Genomic DNA, 17,505 nt, shown 5'->3' on the forward strand with positions numbered 1-17,505 from the left:
AAAGGCGCTGGGAGAAGCGTTCGGATGAGGATCTGCTTTATCGGAGCGGGGGCCTTAGGCTCGACCATCGGCGGCACGCTGGCGCGCGGGGGAGCCCAGGTCTGGCTGATTGATCCGTTCCAGGCCCATGTTGACGCAATCAACGCCGCCGGGCTTCGCATGCTCGAAGGTAGCGCCGAAACTGTCGTGAAGGTCACCGCCTGCACGTCCGCGGCCCAAGTCGGCGTCGAGGCTGACCTCGTCATCGTCCTCGTCAAATCCTACCACACGCGTGAGGCCATCCGGGCGGCAGCGCCGATCATCGGATCGCATACGGTCGTGATGTCGCTTCAAAATGGTCTTGGCCATGAGGACATCCTGTCGGAGGAAGTTGGTCGTGACCGCGTCATGGCGGGCAAGACCTACGTCGGCGGCGTGCTTCTTGGCCCCGGTCATGTTCGCTCCGGGGTCGTCGGCAAGGAAACCATCATCGGCGAGCTCGATGGACGCTTAACGGAACGCGCCCAGCGCATCTCCGAGACTTTCAACCGCGCCGGGATCCTCACGCTGCTCAGCGACAACATCCTAGGTACGATGTGGGACAAGCTCTTTATCAACGTTGCCGGTGGCGGCGTTACCGCCATTACCGGCCTGACTTATGGTGGCCTCTATTCGCTCCCCATCCTGGAGGAGTGCGCGCTGGCCGCGATTTCAGAGGGCATCGCCGTCGCGAGAGCTGCCGGCGTGAAGATCTCGATTGCCGATCCGCGCCGTGCATGGACGATGGCGTCCGCTGGACTCCCTCCCGAATTCAAGACGTCGATGTTGCAGAGCTTGCAGTCCGGCAGCCTGACAGAGGTCGATTACATCCACGGCTCCGTCGTGCGTTGGGGCGCCAAGCTCAGCGTGCCGACCCCCGTCAACTCGACCCTCGTCGCGCTGGTCAAAGGGCTCGAATACGCCCGCAGCGACTATCCGGGAAAGGCCTGAGGCGATGTCGTTGCCCCGCGCCTATGTCGAACACGTCGCGATCCGTGTGCCGGACGTTGATCGTCACGTCGACTTCTTTCGTGAGGTGCTCGGTCTTGCCATTCGCGACGAGCAACCTGCCGATGGCCCGCGGCCGCGCCAGGTGTGGGTGCTCGGAAGCGTGCAACTCATCGAGGACCCGAACTTCGTCGGACCGGAGGGGCGTCTCGCCCATCTCGGCATCATGGTCGACGATTACGAAGGCGTGCTCGCCCGAGCCGCCGCCTGGGGCGCCAAGGCGCTGCCTGCGGGGCCGAACTGGCTCGAGCTGCCGGGCGGGCTGAACGTCGAAATCTTGCAAGCGAGCGCAGGCGCCGTGGAAGCGGCGCTGGCGATCAATCCACGGGCCTAAGGACGACGCGACATGATCGACGAGCGCTACTGGGACGATGCCAAGGTCGGTGACGAATGCGTCACCCCCGCAGTGACGGTCACCGAAGCGATGGTGAATGCCTATGCCGAACTGACGGGTGATTTTACGCCGGTCCACGTCGACGAGGAATACGCCAGGACCACTCCCTTCGGCACGCGTGTCGCGCACGGGTTGTTTGGTCTGTCGTTGGCCGACGGCTTGAAGACCCGTGCCGACTACCGCTTCCTTCCGGGAATGTCGCTGGGCTGGACCTGGGATTTCAAGTTGCCGATCAAGCTCGGCGACACCGTGCATGTGAAGTTTCGTGTCGGCTCGATGCGCTCCACGAAACGGGAAGGGTGGGGCATCGTGGTGCTGCCCTCGGAGCTGATCAATCAACGCGGTGAAGTGGTGCAGCTCGGTGAGCACCGGCTGATGATTCCAATGCGCCCAAAGAGCAGTGCCGCAGGAGAGCACGCATGACCGCGCAGGATCTGCCGCTCAACGGCGTTCGCGTCATCGACTACAGCCATTTCCTGGCAGGCCCGTTCATGGGCCGCTGCCTCGCGGCGATGGGCGCGGACGTCATCAAGGTGGAGCGTCCGAAGCAAGGCGATGCGGGCCGCGCCCACGGCTATTTCAAGGACGGCCAATCCGGCTATTTCCTGCAGCAGAACATGGGCAAGCTGGGCCTGTGCATCGATCTGCGCGACGAACGTGGTCTCGACATGATGATGAAGCTGGTCGACACGGCCGATGTCTTCATCGAGAACTATCGCCCCGGCGCACTCGAGCGACTCGGGCTCGGTTACAAGGCGCTGTCGGCGCGCAATCCCAAACTGATCTACTGTTCGGTCTCTGCCTATGGCCACACCGGTCCCTATGCTGACCGTCCGGGTTTTGGCCTGATCGCAGAGGCGATGTCGGGCGCCTTGGCACAGTTGGGCACTCCCGGCGAAGCGCCGCCGCTGCTGCGCATGCCACTGGCCGACATGTATACCGGCATTCATGGCGTTGCGGCCATCAATGCGGCTCTCGTTGGCCGCGGATCGTCCGGGCGCGGTCAGCACATCGATCTGGCGCTGTACGACTGCATGGTCTCGATGCACGACTATGCGGTTCAGCGTTACTTCCTCTCCGGCGGTGCCGACCTGCCGAAGCAGACCGGCAGCGGACAGCCGGACTCGACCGTTTACGGGGTTTTTCCAGCCAAGGACGGCAATCTTGTCATCGCTGCGCAAGTCGATGATGCGTGGCGGCGATTGGCGACGCTGATTGGGGGAAGCAGCTTGTCATCCGACGAACGCTTCACCACGCCTGCGGCGCGGAACGCCCATTATGCCGAAGCCATGGAGATCGTGCGCAACTGGACGCTGTCGCAGCCGTCCCGGAATGCTTGTCTTGCCGCGCTCGATGAAGCAGGTGTGCCGTCCGCTCCCGTGCAAACCATCGAAGAGGTCGTGAAGGATCCGCAGATCCATGCGCGCGGCATGCTGGTCGAGCAGGAGCATCCTGTGCTCGGCAAAGTGACGTTGCCGAACCTGCCTTTCCGCTTCTCCAACTGCGACACCACGGTGCGTACTCCGGCGCCACTGCTCGGCCAGGACAATCGCCGCATTGCAGAGTCGCTGGGACTGTCTGCTGAGGCCGTCGATGCGATGGTGCGAGACGGCGTGCTGTACAACGAAGCCGCAGTGCAGGAGTAAGCCATGAGCGATCGTTATGCGGTGATTGGCAATCCGATCGGCTTCAGCAAATCACCGCTCATCCATGGCACTTTCGCCAAGATGACGGGACAGGACCTTGTCTATGAGGCGATCGAGGGACCACTCCATGGTTTCAACGAACGGGTTGATCAATTCCGGACAGAGGGCGCCAAGGGGCTGAACATCACCGCCCCGTTCAAGCTCGATGCCTTCGCCTACGCAAACGAGCTTTCCGAGAGCGCCGACCGGGCAGGCGCCGCTAACTGCCTGAAGTTCGACGGCGATCGGATCATTGCCGAGAATTTCGACGGGATTGGCCTCGTGCGTGACATCACTGTTAATCTCGGCGTGAAAATGGCGGGCCGGCGCGTTCTGATGCTCGGGGCTGGCGGGGCTGCACGTGGCGCGCTGCTGCCGTTCCTGCGCCAGGAGCCTTCCGAGCTGGTTCTCGTCAATCGAACGCTGTCGAAGGCGGTCGCATTGGCGGAAGAGTTTGCCGGCTGCGGCCCCCTGATCGTCAGCGGCTACGCCGAGCTGGCCGATCTTGCCGAAGGCTATGACGTCGTCGTCAACGCGACGTCGGCCAGCCTGCGCGGTGAGAGGCCGCCGCTTCCGGGCAATGTCTTCCGTGGTGCGGAGCTGGCGTACGAACTCGCCTACGGCAAAGGGCTGACCCCCTTTCTGCGAGCGGCCCGCGCCGAAGGCGCGGCCAAGCTTGCCGATGGCGTCGGCATGCTGGTCGAGCAGGCGGCCGAAGCTTTTGCCTGGTGGCGCGGTGTTCGACCGAGCACGGCTCAGGTCATCGCCGAGCTGACCGTCCCCTTGAGCTGACGGGCGATGCCGAACATGCATCCGAAGTCCAGCTTTCTCGTCGGCCTGATCGGCAACGGCATCGCTGCGTCGCGCACGCCGCCCATGCACGAAGCAGCCGCTGACGCCGCCGGCATCCGCTATCTCTACAAGAAGATCGATCTGACGGAGCTGAAGCTCGGTGTGGAGGCGTTGCCGGAATTGCTGACGGCAGCAAGGCGGATGGGCTTCGATGGGTTGAACGTGACCCATCCCTGCAAGCAGGCGATCCTGCCCCTCTTGGACAAGCTTTCGCCTGACGCGGAGGCGCTTGGCGCCGTGAACACCGTGGTCATCAGGGACGGTCGAATGACCGGCCACAACACCGATTGGTTCGGCTTCGCCGAGAACTTTCGCCGCAACATGCAAGGTGCCCCGCTCGGTCGCGTCGTCCAATTCGGGGCGGGCGGCGCAGGTGCGGCGGTCGCTTTCGCACTCATGAAGCTCGGCGTGCAGGACTTGACGATTATTGACGTCGATGTGGCCAAGGCACAGAGCGTGGTCGATAGTTTGTCGCCTCGGTTCGCAGAGACACGTGTGAAGGTCGGCCAGGACGCGGCCGCGGCCGTGGCTACCGCCCAGGGAATCGTAAACGCGACACCGATCGGCATGGACAGATATCCAGGCACGCCGCTGCCGACAGCCTTGCTGCGTCCCGATCTGTGGGTCGCCGAGATCGTCTACTTCCCGCTCGAAACCGCGCTGCTGCGCGCGGCACGTGCCCTCGGCTGCCGCACCGTCGATGGCGGCGGCATGGCGATCTTCCAGGGCACCGAAGCGTTCCGCCTGTTCACGGGCATCTCACCTGATCCGGACGTCTTCTTCGCCACTTTTGCATCCCTGGGAGGGTGACGTCAGGCCGATGGGCGAGCGGCACGTACAACGCCCGAGAGGAAACACAAGATGGGCTACACGCTCGATTTCTCGGTGGTTTGGCATGCGATGCCCGCGCTGCTGTGGGGGTGCGTGGGTACGCTGGGCCTGGCGCTTGCCGGTATGACGTTCGCGATGGTGATCGGTGTCGCCGGCGTCGCGGCACGCGATTCGAAGGCGGCCTGGTTACGTGCTCTCGTGATCGGCTTCGTCGAGATCGTGCGCAATACGCCTTTCCTGGTGCAGATCTTCTTTCTGTTCTTCGCCCTTCCGCTCATCGGCTTGAAGCTCAATCCGACAGCCACCGCCATCATCGCGCTCGGCGTCAATGGCGGTGCCTACGCCATCGAGATCATCCGCGGCGGGGTGCAGTCCATTCACAAGGGGCAGGTAGAGGCCGGCTACGCGCTCGGCCTGCACAAGGGGCAGGTGTTCCGGTTCATCGTGCTCAAGCCCGCGCTGCGCGCGATCTACCCCTCGCTCACGGGCCAGTTCATTATGCTGACGCTGACCTCGTCGATCTGCTCGGCGGTATCGGCTTACGAATTGACGTCGGTCGCGCAGCGCATCGAAAGCGACACGTTTCGCAGCTTCGAGGTCTATTTCTCCGTCACCTTCCTCTATCTCGCGATCTCCTGGCTGCTGATGCTGGGCTTCGCGGTCATCTCTCATCGCTTCTTCTCATATCCGACACGCTGAGGAGGGCGATCATGACACCGCATTTTGGTCTTCCCGAGTTTGGCTTCCTGTTGCGGGGGCTGCAATGGACGGTGCTGCTGACGCTGGTCGCGTTTGTAGGCGGCTGCACGGCGGGTCTGGCCGTCGCATTGCTGCGCACCTGCGGCCACAAGGGCGTGGAATGGATCACCCGCATCTACATCGGGATATTCCAGGGCACGCCGCTGCTGCTGCAGCTTTTCGTCGTGTATTACGGATTGGCCCTGACCGGGCTGAAGCTCGACGCCTTCGTCGCAGTGGCGATCGGTTTCACCGTGAATGCCTCCGCCTTCCTTGGTGAGATCTGGCGCGGCTCCATCCAGGCCGTGCCGCGCGGGCAGACCGAGGCGGCGATGGCGCTTGGACTGCACTATTCGTCCCGCATGCGCGACATCGTGCTGCCGCAGGCGATCCGCATCTCGCTGCCCGCGACCATTGGCTATCTCGTGCAGCTCATCAAGGGCACTTCGCTCGCCGCCATCGTCGGCTTCATCGAACTCGCCCGCGCCGGTCAAATCGTATCGAACCAGACCTTCCAGCCGTTGCTCGTCTTCGGCGTGGTCGGCGCGATGTATTTCATCCTCTGCTGGCCACTGTCGTGGTGGGGCAGCCGGATGGAGGCCAGGCTCGCCCTGGCCAGTCAAAGGTAGGAACGGCGCACCTACTCAATCACAAACAGCCATCACCAGGAGGAGATACTCATGTTGTTTTCACCCAACCGTCGCCAGCTCAAGGTCGCACTGCTGGCATTGGCGGCCATCGCCATCGCAGGCAAATCGCAGGCCGGCACTCTGGAAGACGTGAAGAAGAAGGGCGTCGTCGTCATCGGCATTCAGGGCGACAATCCTCCCTGGGGCTATCTCGATAGCTCGGGAAAGCAGGATGGCATCGACGCCGACATGGGCCGCGCCTTCGCTGAATATCTCGGCGTGAAAGCCGAGTTCGTTCCGCTGGCGGTGGCCAATCGTATTCCAGCGCTGACCACAGGCCGCGTCGACATTCTGTTCGCAACCATGGCCATGCTGCCCGAGCGCGCCAAGGCGGTGCAGTATTCCAAGCCGTATGTTGCCAATGAGATCACGCTTGTCGCCGCCCAGGCGACGCCGATCAACAGCAATGCCGATATGGGCAAATTCGTCATCGGCGTTCCGCGGTCTTCCACGCAGGATACCCAGGTCACCAACAACGCCCCGTCCGGGACCGAGATCCGCAGATTCGACGATGACGCCGCCACCATCCAGGCGCTGCTCTCTGGCCAAGTCCAGGCAGTCGGTGCGAACCTGTTTTATCCGCAGCGCCTCAACGCTGCAAAGCCGGAACTCGGGTTCGAGCCCAAGCTTCACTTCACCGCCCTTTACAACGGCGCTTGCACACGACTGGGCGAGAAGGAGTGGAATGAGACGGCCAACAAGTTCATCGACGAGATCAAGTCGAACGGCAAGTTGGTCGCTTTCTACGCCAAATGGATGAAGGTCCCGGTCCCGGTCTTCCCCGCCTCGATCCCCGGCGTTCCCTTCACCGTTCAATAGCCATTGCGAGCGGCCGACGCGCCATCCGCGTTGGCCGCCGTCCGATATTGGAGCCGAATCCATGCAGGACAATATCCTGATCGAAATGAAGGGCGTGCAGAAGTGGTACGGCGGGTACCAAGCCCTCCGTGACGTCAATCTCACTGTGCGCAAGGGTGAGAAGATCGTGCTCTGCGGCCCGTCCGGCTCAGGCAAGTCGACACTGATCCGCTGTATCAACCGCCTCGAGCCGATCCAGCAGGGCAGTATCGTAGTGAACGGCCACCGGCTGGACGACAGCATCAAGGCTATCGATGTCGTACGTCAGGACGTCGGCATGGTCTTTCAGAGCTTCAATCTCTTTCCGCATATGACGGTCTTACAGAACTGCATGCTCGCGCCCATTCGCGCGCGCCGCATCAGCAAGACCGACGCGGAAGCGACCGCGCGAAAATACCTCGAGCGCGTGCGCATCGGTGACCAGGCCGAGAAGTATCCGGCTCAGCTTTCGGGCGGCCAGCAACAGCGCGTCGCGATCGCGCGCGCGCTCTGCATGCAGCCCAAGGTGATGCTGTTTGACGAACCGACCTCGGCTCTCGACCCCGAGATGGTCAAGGAGGTGCTCGATACGATGATCGGCCTCGCCAACGACGGCATGACCATGATTTGCGTCACCCATGAGATGGGCTTTGCACGCCAGGTTGCCGATCGCGTCATCTTCATGGCCGAAGGCCAGATCATCGAAGAGGGCGCGCCCGACGCTTTCTTTCGCAATCCACAGCACGCCCGCACCAAGCAGTTCCTTGGCGAGATCCTTGCCCATCACTGAAGGGAGTTCTTTCGTGAATCGTATTGTCTACGTCCTCAACGGCCCAAATCTCAATTTGCTCGGCAAGCGCCAGCCCCACATCTACGGTTTCGAGACGCTTGCAGATGTGGAGCGGGACTGTCGAGCGCTAGGCAAGGAGCTTGGCCTGGAGATTCGCTTCCACCAATCCAACAGAGAATACGAACTGATCGACTGGATCCACGAGGCACGTGAGATGGCTGCCGGTATCGTGATGAATCCCGCCGCTTTCACCCATACGTCGGTCGCCATCCTGGATGCCTTGAATACGTTCGAGGGGACGGTGATCGAGGTGCACATTTCCAACGTGCACAAGCGCGAGGAATTCCGCCACCACTCGTTTGTCTCCAAACGGGCTGATGGGGTCATCGCAGGTTTTGGCACTCAGGGTTATCTGCTCGGCTTGCGTCGCGTGGCAAAGCTTCTTGACGAGAAAGAGACATAGCGCCGCATTTCTTTGCCGGATGATGCTCGGCCGCAGGTCGCTATCGCGGGCAGGGGCAGCTCTCGTCACATGGATCGGACCTTCAGCTCAATGCGTGGCCGGCCAGTCCGTACATCCACGGCTCGTTTTCCTTTCGGTTCAGGAATCGCCGTCCCTTGGACATCGTCGTGACTGTGTCGTTCATCCCGAGGCGGCTCTGTTGAAGAAAATCCGCAAACAGACCGGTCTGCTCCCGCGTATCAACGCGGGCGAACTTTCCGGCGAGAGTCTTGAGATGCACGGCCGTAAGATGGATCGCGTCACAATCATTGCTGGCGACGATGGGGCCGATCACATGACCGCGTCCGAATTCGCGCTTCATGGAGTAACCAACGGTCTGCCCGCCGCGGCGCAGGACGTAGATTGACGCACCTTCAGAAAGCAATGTGAGCAGCTTCTGCCGGTTAGCACCGAACGCGCGTTCATCCAGTGCCGCGATCTCTCCAATGTTCGCAGTGGACAGCGAGCTCAATTCACCGGCCAGAGCCGGCACCGGCGAAGGTGGTGAGACGACCTCTCCTTGCCACAGATAAACGGTGGCTTCCTTCGTGAACCCCAGCGACAGATACAGATGATAGGCGGCATGAGTTGAGTTGAGGGTCAAATTCCGATCGCCACAGCGCTCGAAAACCTGGTCCATTAGCCAGCGGCCAGTACCTTGTGCCTGGGTTCGGGGCGATGTGATCACCAGGCCAATCGTCGCGAATTCGTGGCCATAAGGGAACCACATCGCGCTGCCGAAGACGCGCCCTATGCCATCCACGGCAACGATGCCGTGGCCGGCGCGGCGCAAGAAATCCCAATCTTTGGGGCGATGCGGCCAGCCGACCCCGGTCGAGAGTGCGTGGAGAAGCGTCACATCAACGTCGTTGATGTCTTTCGCTGCCAGTTCAAAGGACTTCACGCGTACCGTTCGTCCCATCTCGACTCGTCCGTTCCTTCGCGGGATGCCAATCGCTCGTACATCGCGCCTTTTCTCTTCCGCCACAACAGGGTAGCGGGCGTATTTCGCCGCACTATCGCACGGAAAGCCAGCAGGTTTCCCCTGTTTGGGCTTTCTTTTCGAAATCTTCGGCCTGTATTGCAACGTAATTCGGCAGGGAAAGCTCCGGCTTGCAGCTACCCTGTCGATGTTCGGTAAATTGCGCTGGCAGGCGGGGCAAGAAGGTCTTGCGAGGCTAGTCGCTTTTCCTGGCGTCGTCGACACGCCAAGCTAGGCAGAGGCGTGCAGAAATGGCGTTTTTGTTCAATTCCGATGCTGCGAGGGCGGCAGTCTTCCGCCAGGTCTTTGCGCGCGAGCTCCCCGATCTGGAATTCCATCATTGCAGCGAGAGTTTTGACCCGGAAAAGATACGGTACCTGCTCACCTGGAACGCGCCCGACGATCTCTCGGGTTTTTGCAATCTGGAGGTGCTCTTTTCCATCGGGGCTGGGGTCGACCAGTTCAAGCCGGAGACCATACCCGACCACGTGAAGCTCATGCGCATGGTTGAGGATGGCATCGTGCGCATGATGCAGGAATACGTCGTCCTCGGGGTGCTGACGCTGCATCGTGAGATGCTGGCCTATCGGGAGCAGCAGAGAAAGGGCGTTTGGCAAGCGCTGGCAACGTTCCAGGCGCCTGATCGGCGTGTTGGTTTCCTCGGCCTTGGCATGCTGGCGCAAGCCGCGCTCGACCGCTTGAAACCGTTTCGATTTCCTCTTGCCGCGTGGAGCCGAAGCAAGAAGGTGATCGATGGTGTCACCTGCTTCCATGGCGCAGATCAGCTTGGCAGTTTCCTGCAAGGAACGGATGTCCTCGTCTGTCTTCTTCCACTGACGGAGCAAACAAGCGGCATCCTGAACGCGAAGCTTTTCTCACTTTTGCCAGCGGGAGCGAGGCTGCTGCATGTCGGCCGCGGCCCGCAGCTTGACCAGAATGCACTCATCGAGGCGCTGGACGGCGGACACCTGGCAGCGGCCATGCTTGACGTCACCGATCCCGAGCCGCTGCCGGAAAGCCATCCACTCTGGTCCCATCGGAAGGTGATCATCACGCCGCATATCGCGTCCGTGACGCAACCGCATACGGCAGCACAATCGGTCATAGAGAACATCCGGCGCCACCGCGCTGGACGAAATCCGATCGGCCTCGTCGATCGAACACTCGGCTACTAACAGGAAAAAAGCCATGTCACTTCTGGTCACCATCGACACCAATCCGGACTTCGCGCCGAAGAACGCCTTGCCTGCTTCGGAACGGCTTATTTCTGGCAATCCATCGTTCAAGACCTGGGCCCAGGACGCCTCGAAGGGCGAGAAGGTGCTGACCGGCGTCTGGGAAGCGACACCGGGCGAGACTCATTCCATCAAGGGCACCACCTTCGAGTTCTGCCACATTCTCTCGGGCCTCATCGAAATCGAGGAAAAGGGGGGTGAGATCAGGAGGTACCGCGCCGGCGACAGCTTTGTCATGAAACCCGGCTTCGTCGGGATCTGGCGCACGATCGAGACCGTGCGAAAGATCTACGTCTGCCATTATGACTGAGACGATGCAGAGGGCCGCACCATCAAGCGGCCCTCAGAACATTCGACCTTTCTGGCCGCCCCCGACCAGATTCAACGCGGCCAGACACTTCATTCTCGATGAAAAATGCGGCGTGCGGTCCTGTACTGCTCGCATGAGACGGCTTCGTCTCGCCACTCGCAGCCAGTGATGGCGGGGTCGGGCCCGAAGGCAAGGAGGGAGCCCATGATTGCATTGAAGGATAAGGATCTGTTTCGCCAGCAAGGGCTGATCGGCGGCACTTGGCGGGATGCGAGCACGAAAGCCACCGTTGATGTCATTGATCCGTCCAGTCAGAAAGTGCTTGGCACCATCCCCGATATGGGCCGAGACGAGACCAGGGCAGCAATCGACGCAGCGGCCGCTGCGTTCGAGCAATGGAAGAACAGGGCTCATGCGGAGCGCGCCGCGCTGCTGGAGCGCTGGTATGAGCTCATGCGGCGCCATGAGCAGGATTTGGCGCTTCTGCTGACGCTGGAACAGGGTAAGCCGCTTGCTGAATCGCTTGGAGAAATCCGTTATGGCGCTTCCTTCGTTAAATGGTTTGCGGAGGAGGCGCGCCGTATCAACGGATCGACGATCCCGTCACCCACGGTCGATCGCCGCATTCTGGTTCTGAAGGAGCCGGTTGGCGTCTGCGGGATCATCACGCCCTGGAATTTCCCGAACGCAATGATTACCCGTAAAGTGGCACCCGCCCTTGCCGCTGGGTGCACTGTGGTCATCAAGCCCTCCGAATTTACACCATTCTCGGCCCTTGCCATCGCTGTTTTGGCCGAGCGGGCGGGGATTCCGGGGGGCGTGATCAATGTCGTGACGGGCATGCCGGCGGAAATTGGCACGGAGCTGATGGCCAACGAAACCGTGCGCAAGATCTCGTTCACCGGATCGACCCGCGTCGGCGCGTTGCTGATGAAGGGAGCCGCCGACAACATCAAGAGACTGAGCCTCGAGCTCGGCGGCAACGCCCCGTTCATCGTTTTTGACGATGCCGATATCGACCGGGCGGTGGAGGGGGCGATTGCGTCAAAGTTCCGCAATGGCGGGCAGACGTGCGTCTGCTGCAATCGCATTCTCGTTCAATCCGGCATTTACGACGCTTTCGCCCAGAAGCTTGCCAGCCGGGTCACGAAAATGAAGGTCGGTGCCGGTACGGAAGAGGGGGTCGCAATCGGGCCGATGATCAATGGCGCGGCGATCGAGAAGATCAAGCGGCACGTCATGGACGCCCTGGATAAGGGCGCAAAGATCATCTCGCAGAGTGAAACGGTGCCGGAAGGTCGGCAATATGCCCGCCCTCTCGTGCTCGGTGGCGCGACGACTGAGATGCTCCTGGCTTCTGAAGAAACCTTCGGTCCGGTCGCACCGCTCTTCCGCTTCGAGACCGAGGACGAGGCGATTGCGATCGCAAACGGCACGCCCTTCGGCCTTGCCGCCTATTTCTACACTGAGAACCTGAAGCGCTCGTGGCGTGTTGCCGAGGCGCTCGAGTTCGGCATGGTCGGTCTGAACACCGGCCTAATCTCGACCGAGGTTGCGCCGTTCGGCGGCGTCAAGCAGTCGGGCCTCGGACGCGAGGGATCCCAGCTTGGGATAGAAGAATATCTCGAGACCAAGGCGCTCCATATCGGCGGCCTGGACTGAGCGGCCCATCGAATCAGTATCTGAAACAAGAAAGGGGGCGGCTGAACCGCCCCCTTTTTTCTTCACAGCGCACCGATTTTGATTGAAGCTTTTGAAGAACTGAAGCGCAACGAGAACCTGAGGGAGCTGCGCTCACGCGCTCTTGCGCAGGGGCTCCAGGCCGACTGCCGCGGCGAGCCCGTCGATGCCAGCGACCTCGGTGTATTCATAGAAGGGATTCGCGGGCTCGTGACCCCGGTTCACCCATACCTTGCTCTTGATGCCAAGGTCGTAGGCGGTCATCAGGTCGTAGCGGAAGGAGGAGGAGACGTGGGTGATGTCTTCCGGGCGGCAGCCCAGCTTGTCCAGCATATACTCAAAGCCCTTCATGTGCGGCTTGTAGGCGCCGGTCTCCTCCGCGGTGATGACCATGTGGAAGGGAGCGCCAAGCTTCTCCACATTCGACATGATGAGGTTCTTCATCGAGTTGGATAGGATGACGAGCGGTATTTCCTTTGCGACCCGGGCGAGGCCGGCCGGAACGTCGGGATGCGCGCCCCATGTCGGAATTTCCTGATAGATGCGCTCGGCATGCTCTGGTCTGAATGCGATGCCGTTGCGCTTGCAGGCGCGCTCCAGCGCATTGTGCACGACGTCGAGATAGGGCTTCCACGCGCCGAGAACCTCGTCTAGGCGATAGGCCGAAAAATCCTTGATCAGCTTTGCCATCGCCACGGTCGACAGCTCCGATCCATAGACCCGCGTGGCCGCGCCGGCCATGTCGAAATTGGTAAGCGTGCCGTAGCAGTCGAAGGCGATGTATTTGGGTCTGAACGTTGCCATAGCTCCAATCCTTGTGATCACACGCACCGCTTGCCGGTACGACATGCACCATAGCGAGCAGCCGACAAGACAAAGCGCCGATCTCGCGGCAGTCGGGAGCAGATTGTGTCGTACCGGATCGGAGCCGTGGCAGAGAGTTGCGTGAAGGGCGCGCTCCGGGTCGAGCGGCCAATGCCGGGCGCAGGCCCATGCCGGCATAAGATGCGGCGCCGATCGTCCATGAAAGTCAAAATGCCCTTCGTCCACATCCAGTCTGGGAGCAACTGCTGTCTTGGTCATCCTACGTTGAGCGCGAAAACATCGGGGTGGCCGCACAAGTGTTGCGGTTGATCTGGAGGACGACATGTTGAGCAACTCGCTGATTGAACTCGATCGCGCGCATCTGATTCACCCGGTCTCATCCTATCGCAGCCACGAGGCGACTGGCGTCCGCGTGCTGAAGTCAGGCAGGGGCGCGACGCTGACCGATGTCTCGGGCCGCCAATTGCTGGACGGCTTCGCCGGCCTGTGGTGTGTCAATGCGGGGTACGGACAGGACAGCATCGTTGAAGCGGCTTTGAGGCAGCTCCGCGAGCTGCCTTACGCGACGGGCTATTTCGGATTGGGCTCCGACCCGGCCATCCGGTTGGCCGCCAGGCTGGCTGAATTGGCTCCTGGCGATCTGAACCATGTCTACTTCACGTTAGGTGGCTCCGATGCCGTCGACAGCACGATCCGGTTCATCCGATACTATTATCATGCCAAGGGCACGCCACAGAAGGACCAGTTCATTTCCGTCGAATCTGGCTATCACGGATCGTCGACGGCAGGGTCTGGCCTGACTGCGCTGCCCGCCTTTCATGCGGGCTTTGGAGTGCCATACAACTGGCAGCACAAAATTCCGTCGCACTACGCCTATCGCAATCCCGTCGGTTCGCATCCCCAGGCGATCATCGCGGCATCGGTCGCCGCTCTGCGGGCCAAGATCGCCGAGCTCGGCGCCGAACGCGTCGCTGCCTTCTATGTCGAACCGATACAGGGCTCCGGAGGCGTCCTCGTTCCGCCGCCGTCCTGGCTGAAGGCGATGCATGCTGCTTGCAGGGAGCACGATGTTCTGTTCGTTGTCGATGAGGTCATCACCGGTTTCGGCCGAGTCGGTCCGCTCTTCGCCTGCGAAGACGACGACGTCGTGCCGGATCTCATGACCACGGCCAAAGGCCTGACTTCGGGCTATGTGCCGATGGGGGCCGTTCTGATGTCCGACCGTGTCTACAACACCATTGCAGACGGCGCCGGCAAGGCGGCCGTCGGCCACGGCTACACCTATTCCGGGCATCCAGTCAGTGCAGCCGTCGGGCTCGCGTGCCTGGATCTTTACGAAAACGGCCTGTTGGAAAACGGCCGTAAGGCAGGGCATCGTCTGATGGAAGGGCTTCGCGCGCTTGCCGATCATCCGCTTGTCGGCGATGTCCGTGGTCGCGGTATGCTGGGCGCAATCGAGCTTGTCACCGACAAGGAGCGCAAGACGCCGCTGCCGGCGGAAGCCGACGCGGCGCGCCGCGTTTTCGACCGCGCATGGGACAACGGCCTCGTCATCCGCGCCTTTGCCCAGGGCGTACTAGGCTATGCGCCGCCGCTCTGCTGCACGGACGCGGATATCGATGGCATCATCGAACGAACACGGACCACGCTCGACCAAACGCTGGAAGACAGGGACGTCCGCGCAGCGATGAGAGGATAATCTGCGCCTGTTTCTTCAGCCGTTGAAGATGCTTTCGAGCGGCAGATGGGACTTCACGATCGGGGACTTCAGCACGACGAAACTGAAATACTTGTCGATGCCGATATCCATCTCGACGAGCCGTTCCATGACTGCTTGGTATTCGCTGATCCCCGCCGTGATGAACTTCACGAGATAGTCGTATCCGCCCGAAACGAGATGGCATTCGACGACAGCATCGATCTTTTCGATGGTCGTAAGAAAGCGAGCGAAATCGATCTGCCGGTGATTCTTCAGGGTGATTTCAGCGAACACGGTTAGAGTTTGTCCGAGCTTGGCAACATCGATCTGGGCGGAATAGCCGGTGATGAAGCCCTCCGTCTGGAGCCTCTTGACCCGCATCAGGCACGGGCTTGGGGAAAGGTTGATCAGCTCGGCGAGCTCGACGTTGGAAATCCGCCCGTTCTTCTGCAGTTCGCATAAAATCCTGATGTCGATCTTATCGAGCTTCATAGCGATGCCATGAGAGGGGGGCGACAAAGGCGTCTAGGCTTTGAGGCTTCTGCGTCATATGCGTTGTCATAGCATCAACCAGCACCTTTTCCCACCGGACGGCGGAAACTGCCTTTAGAACTCGCTGACCTTGCCCCAGGCGCTCATTTTCAGCCGCTCGGGCCTGTAGGGTCGCGGGTCGACGATCGGCGGACTGCCCGTGATGATGTCGGCGATCATATGCCCCGCGCCCGGACCAATTCCAAAACCGTGGCCGCTGAACCCCGCCGCAAGGATGAAACCCGGAATCGATTCAACTTCACCGATTGCGGGAATGCCGTCCGGCGTGCTGTCGATGTAGCCGGCCCAGACGTTTGAGATTGCGACGTGCCGGAGTTCCGGCACGAGCTTACAGGCTCGCCGATGCGTCAGCCGAATCTGCCTCATGTCAGGACGAGGATCGAGCGTCCGGTTCAGCTCCATCGGGGTCACCGCGTCGAGCCGCCATTTCGCCAAGGATTCATGACCCTGCCTCATGCCTTCGAAGGCCCCGGGGCTAAGACTTCGCCACCGGCGAGCGAACATGGGCAGGAATTCGCGGCCAAATCTGAACTGCTGCGGCGTGGGATCGACACGCGCGCGCCCGCTGATTGCCAGCGTGTATCCGCCATCGCCACGCCGGGTGAGCGACACGAGCCCGGCGTATAGGGCATCAGGCAGCCCGGCCGCGCCGGAAGCCAGGGCGAGAATGGAAGAGCGCACGGATGCCTGTGGGAAGCGGATTCCAAGCTGGTTGCAGAATGAGGAGGCCCACGCGCCTCCTGCCATGACCACCGTCTTCGTCCGGATGGTGCCGGCTTCGGTCACCACCCCGCTGACCCGGCCGGCAGTGAGCTCTACGCCGCGAGCCGCGCAAAGCTGGTGCACCGTGCCACCCGCCGCCATGATCCCGCGCGCAGCGACGGGCACGGCCTTTGAAGTATCTGCCGTCCCGTCTGTCGGCGAGAAGACGCCGCCCTTCCACTTGCGACCGGTCGCCTTGCCTCTCTCGCCCGCTTCCTCCGCACTCAGCATGTGCGTCGTGACACCGACAGTCCTGGCAAAGTCTCGCCACTTTGCCCAGCCAGCCAGCTCATTTTCGTCGTTCGACAGATACAACAGGCCACAGCGGCGAAAACCCGTATCTTCACGGGTCTCTCCGGCAACTCGCTCCCAGAGATCCAGGCTCTTGGTCGCAAGCGGCAACTCGCGCGCATCGCGGTTCTGTTGGCGGCACCATCCCCAGTTGCGGCTGGACTGCTCGGCGGCGACGCGGCCCTTCTCGAGCAAGGCAACCTTCAGCCCGCGCCGGGCGAGATAGTAGCTTGTGAACACGCCCACCACGCCGCCGCCGATCACCACGACGTCGGCCTCACGAGGCAGGGATAGACTGGATTCGATATGCAGGAGCGGCGCGCTCATCGGACAGGGAATCTCCGGTAGTTGCCCGTAGCGTAACCGAGGAATTGCGGCAGGCCCCGCGGACTTTCGCCATGAGACCGAATATCCTGCGGTTTACTGCCTTTGACACAGGCATATATTGCGCAAAATACTTTGCTTGCGCCGCAGCTTGCCGGCGGCGAGACCGATTCACGTGCTCCTGCAATCCAAGGCGCGCCTTATGGCAAGCGCCTAGGCAGGCCTTGCCTCGCAGATTGAAATGCCAAATCGGACTTCGTTTTCAGAAGTTCCTGCTGCTTCGATGCCGGCTTTCGGCGACTCCGGGGTGATTGAAATCGTCAAGATCGGCAGAACCAACCGATCGATCGGCCAAAGTCCATAGAGGCAACTTGCATGAGCCGTGTCCAGGAGCAGGCCTTCGCGGAAGCGATCAAGCCATGACGCGGATGCCATCTGAGCTTCGCTTCGATCGAGATCGCCGATCAGGTGGGCACTGCGCTCTGAGCAACAGCTCTTGCT

20 protein-coding genes are annotated in these 17,505 nt (G+C 61.4%); 15 read left to right on the forward strand and 5 right to left on the reverse strand.

Annotation, left to right across the window (positions count from 1 at the left end; translation table 11 throughout):
• The first annotated feature begins 24 nt into the window (after window positions 1-24).
• The 11 genes from KUF59_RS12545 to aroQ all read left to right on the forward strand — a co-directional run bounded on the left by KUF59_RS12545 (window position 25) and on the right by aroQ (window position 8,305).
• On the forward strand, window positions 25-969 hold the full coding sequence (locus KUF59_RS12545) for a ketopantoate reductase family protein (protein WP_212457133.1): 945 nt from the start codon (window positions 25-27) through the stop codon (window positions 967-969).
• A 4-nt stretch (window positions 970-973) separates the two neighbouring features.
• Window positions 974-1,360 carry a VOC family protein gene (locus tag KUF59_RS12550; RefSeq protein WP_212457132.1) on the forward strand — a complete coding sequence of 129 codons (387 nt, stop codon included), beginning with the start codon at window positions 974-976 and terminating at the stop codon, window positions 1,358-1,360.
• A gap of 12 nt (window positions 1,361-1,372) precedes the next feature.
• Window positions 1,373-1,843, forward strand: a complete 471-nt coding sequence (locus KUF59_RS12555) for a MaoC family dehydratase (protein ID WP_212457131.1) — start codon at window positions 1,373-1,375, stop codon at window positions 1,841-1,843.
• Window positions 1,840-3,066, forward strand: a complete 1,227-nt coding sequence (locus KUF59_RS12560; protein ID WP_212457130.1) for a CaiB/BaiF CoA transferase family protein — start codon at window positions 1,840-1,842, stop codon at window positions 3,064-3,066. Before KUF59_RS12555 ends, KUF59_RS12560 begins: the two co-directional genes overlap by 4 nt.
• A 3-nt stretch (window positions 3,067-3,069) precedes the next feature.
• Complete coding sequence (gene aroE / locus KUF59_RS12565) at window positions 3,070-3,897, forward strand: shikimate dehydrogenase (protein WP_212457129.1); 828 nt, start codon at window positions 3,070-3,072, stop codon at window positions 3,895-3,897.
• A 15-nt stretch (window positions 3,898-3,912) separates the two neighbouring features.
• The gene (locus KUF59_RS12570) at window positions 3,913-4,767 is read left to right on the forward strand and encodes a shikimate dehydrogenase (protein WP_249140166.1); all 855 of its coding nucleotides are present in this window, start codon (window positions 3,913-3,915) and stop codon (window positions 4,765-4,767) included.
• 51 nt (window positions 4,768-4,818) lie between these two features.
• Window positions 4,819-5,487: an amino acid ABC transporter permease gene (locus tag KUF59_RS12575; protein ID WP_212457127.1), complete on the forward strand. Its 669-nt coding sequence runs from the start codon at window positions 4,819-4,821 to the stop codon at window positions 5,485-5,487.
• 11 nt (window positions 5,488-5,498) lie between these two features.
• A complete protein-coding gene (locus KUF59_RS12580; RefSeq protein ID WP_212457126.1) occupies window positions 5,499-6,155 on the forward strand; it encodes an amino acid ABC transporter permease in 657 nt (218 codons plus the stop codon).
• A 51-nt stretch (window positions 6,156-6,206) separates the two neighbouring features.
• Window positions 6,207-7,034: a transporter substrate-binding domain-containing protein gene (locus KUF59_RS12585; RefSeq protein WP_212457125.1), complete on the forward strand. Its 828-nt coding sequence runs from the start codon at window positions 6,207-6,209 to the stop codon at window positions 7,032-7,034.
• A 61-nt stretch (window positions 7,035-7,095) separates the two neighbouring features.
• Window positions 7,096-7,842 (forward strand): amino acid ABC transporter ATP-binding protein, encoded by a 747-nt coding sequence (locus KUF59_RS12590; protein ID WP_249140165.1) that lies wholly within the window; start codon window positions 7,096-7,098, stop codon window positions 7,840-7,842.
• 13 nt (window positions 7,843-7,855) lie between these two features.
• On the forward strand, window positions 7,856-8,305 hold the full coding sequence (aroQ, locus tag KUF59_RS12595; protein ID WP_212457124.1) for a type II 3-dehydroquinate dehydratase: 450 nt from the start codon (window positions 7,856-7,858) through the stop codon (window positions 8,303-8,305).
• Window positions 8,306-8,387: 82 nt separating this feature from the next.
• Here the strand turns inward: aroQ and KUF59_RS12600 are convergent, their stop codons facing one another.
• Complete coding sequence (locus KUF59_RS12600; RefSeq protein WP_212457123.1) at window positions 8,388-9,266, reverse strand: GNAT family N-acetyltransferase; 879 nt, start codon at window positions 9,264-9,266, stop codon at window positions 8,388-8,390.
• A 311-nt stretch (window positions 9,267-9,577) separates the two neighbouring features.
• Between KUF59_RS12600 and KUF59_RS12605 the strand changes: the two genes are divergently transcribed.
• The 3 genes from KUF59_RS12605 (at window position 9,578) to KUF59_RS12615 (ending at window position 12,533) form a co-directional block, all read left to right on the forward strand.
• Complete coding sequence (locus tag KUF59_RS12605) at window positions 9,578-10,501, forward strand: 2-hydroxyacid dehydrogenase (protein WP_258769511.1); 924 nt, start codon at window positions 9,578-9,580, stop codon at window positions 10,499-10,501.
• A 13-nt stretch (window positions 10,502-10,514) separates the two neighbouring features.
• Window positions 10,515-10,871: a cupin domain-containing protein gene (locus KUF59_RS12610; protein ID WP_212457121.1), complete on the forward strand. Its 357-nt coding sequence runs from the start codon at window positions 10,515-10,517 to the stop codon at window positions 10,869-10,871.
• 204 nt (window positions 10,872-11,075) lie between these two features.
• Complete coding sequence (locus KUF59_RS12615; protein WP_258769512.1) at window positions 11,076-12,533, forward strand: NAD-dependent succinate-semialdehyde dehydrogenase; 1,458 nt, start codon at window positions 11,076-11,078, stop codon at window positions 12,531-12,533.
• 132 nt (window positions 12,534-12,665) lie between these two features.
• Here KUF59_RS12615 and KUF59_RS12620 read toward each other — a convergent pair whose 3' ends face one another.
• Complete coding sequence (locus KUF59_RS12620; protein WP_212457119.1) at window positions 12,666-13,355, reverse strand: haloacid dehalogenase type II; 690 nt, start codon at window positions 13,353-13,355, stop codon at window positions 12,666-12,668.
• 343 nt (window positions 13,356-13,698) lie between these two features.
• Here KUF59_RS12620 and KUF59_RS12625 point away from each other — a divergent pair, with 343 nt between their 5' ends.
• Window positions 13,699-15,075, forward strand: coding sequence for an aspartate aminotransferase family protein (locus KUF59_RS12625; protein ID WP_212457118.1), 1,377 nt, complete (start codon window positions 13,699-13,701; stop codon window positions 15,073-15,075).
• A gap of 15 nt (window positions 15,076-15,090) precedes the next feature.
• On the opposite strand, the gene KUF59_RS12630 is transcribed toward KUF59_RS12625, so the two are convergent.
• The 3 genes from KUF59_RS12630 to KUF59_RS12640 all read right to left on the reverse strand — a co-directional run bounded on the left by KUF59_RS12630 (window position 15,091) and on the right by KUF59_RS12640 (window position 17,439).
• Window positions 15,091-15,567: an Lrp/AsnC family transcriptional regulator gene (locus tag KUF59_RS12630; RefSeq protein ID WP_212405374.1), complete on the reverse strand. Its 477-nt coding sequence runs from the start codon at window positions 15,565-15,567 to the stop codon at window positions 15,091-15,093.
• A 114-nt stretch (window positions 15,568-15,681) separates the two neighbouring features.
• Window positions 15,682-17,007, reverse strand: coding sequence for an NAD(P)/FAD-dependent oxidoreductase (locus tag KUF59_RS12635; protein ID WP_212457117.1), 1,326 nt, complete (start codon window positions 17,005-17,007; stop codon window positions 15,682-15,684).
• Between the two features lie 210 nt (window positions 17,008-17,217).
• The gene (locus tag KUF59_RS12640; protein WP_258769515.1) at window positions 17,218-17,439 is read right to left on the reverse strand and encodes a hypothetical protein; all 222 of its coding nucleotides are present in this window, start codon (window positions 17,437-17,439) and stop codon (window positions 17,218-17,220) included.
• Between the last annotated feature and the right edge of the window lie 66 nt (window positions 17,440-17,505).

The organism is Bradyrhizobium arachidis (assembly GCF_024758505.1).
In the GTDB taxonomy this organism is placed as follows: domain Bacteria; phylum Pseudomonadota; class Alphaproteobacteria; order Rhizobiales; family Xanthobacteraceae; genus Bradyrhizobium; species Bradyrhizobium manausense_C.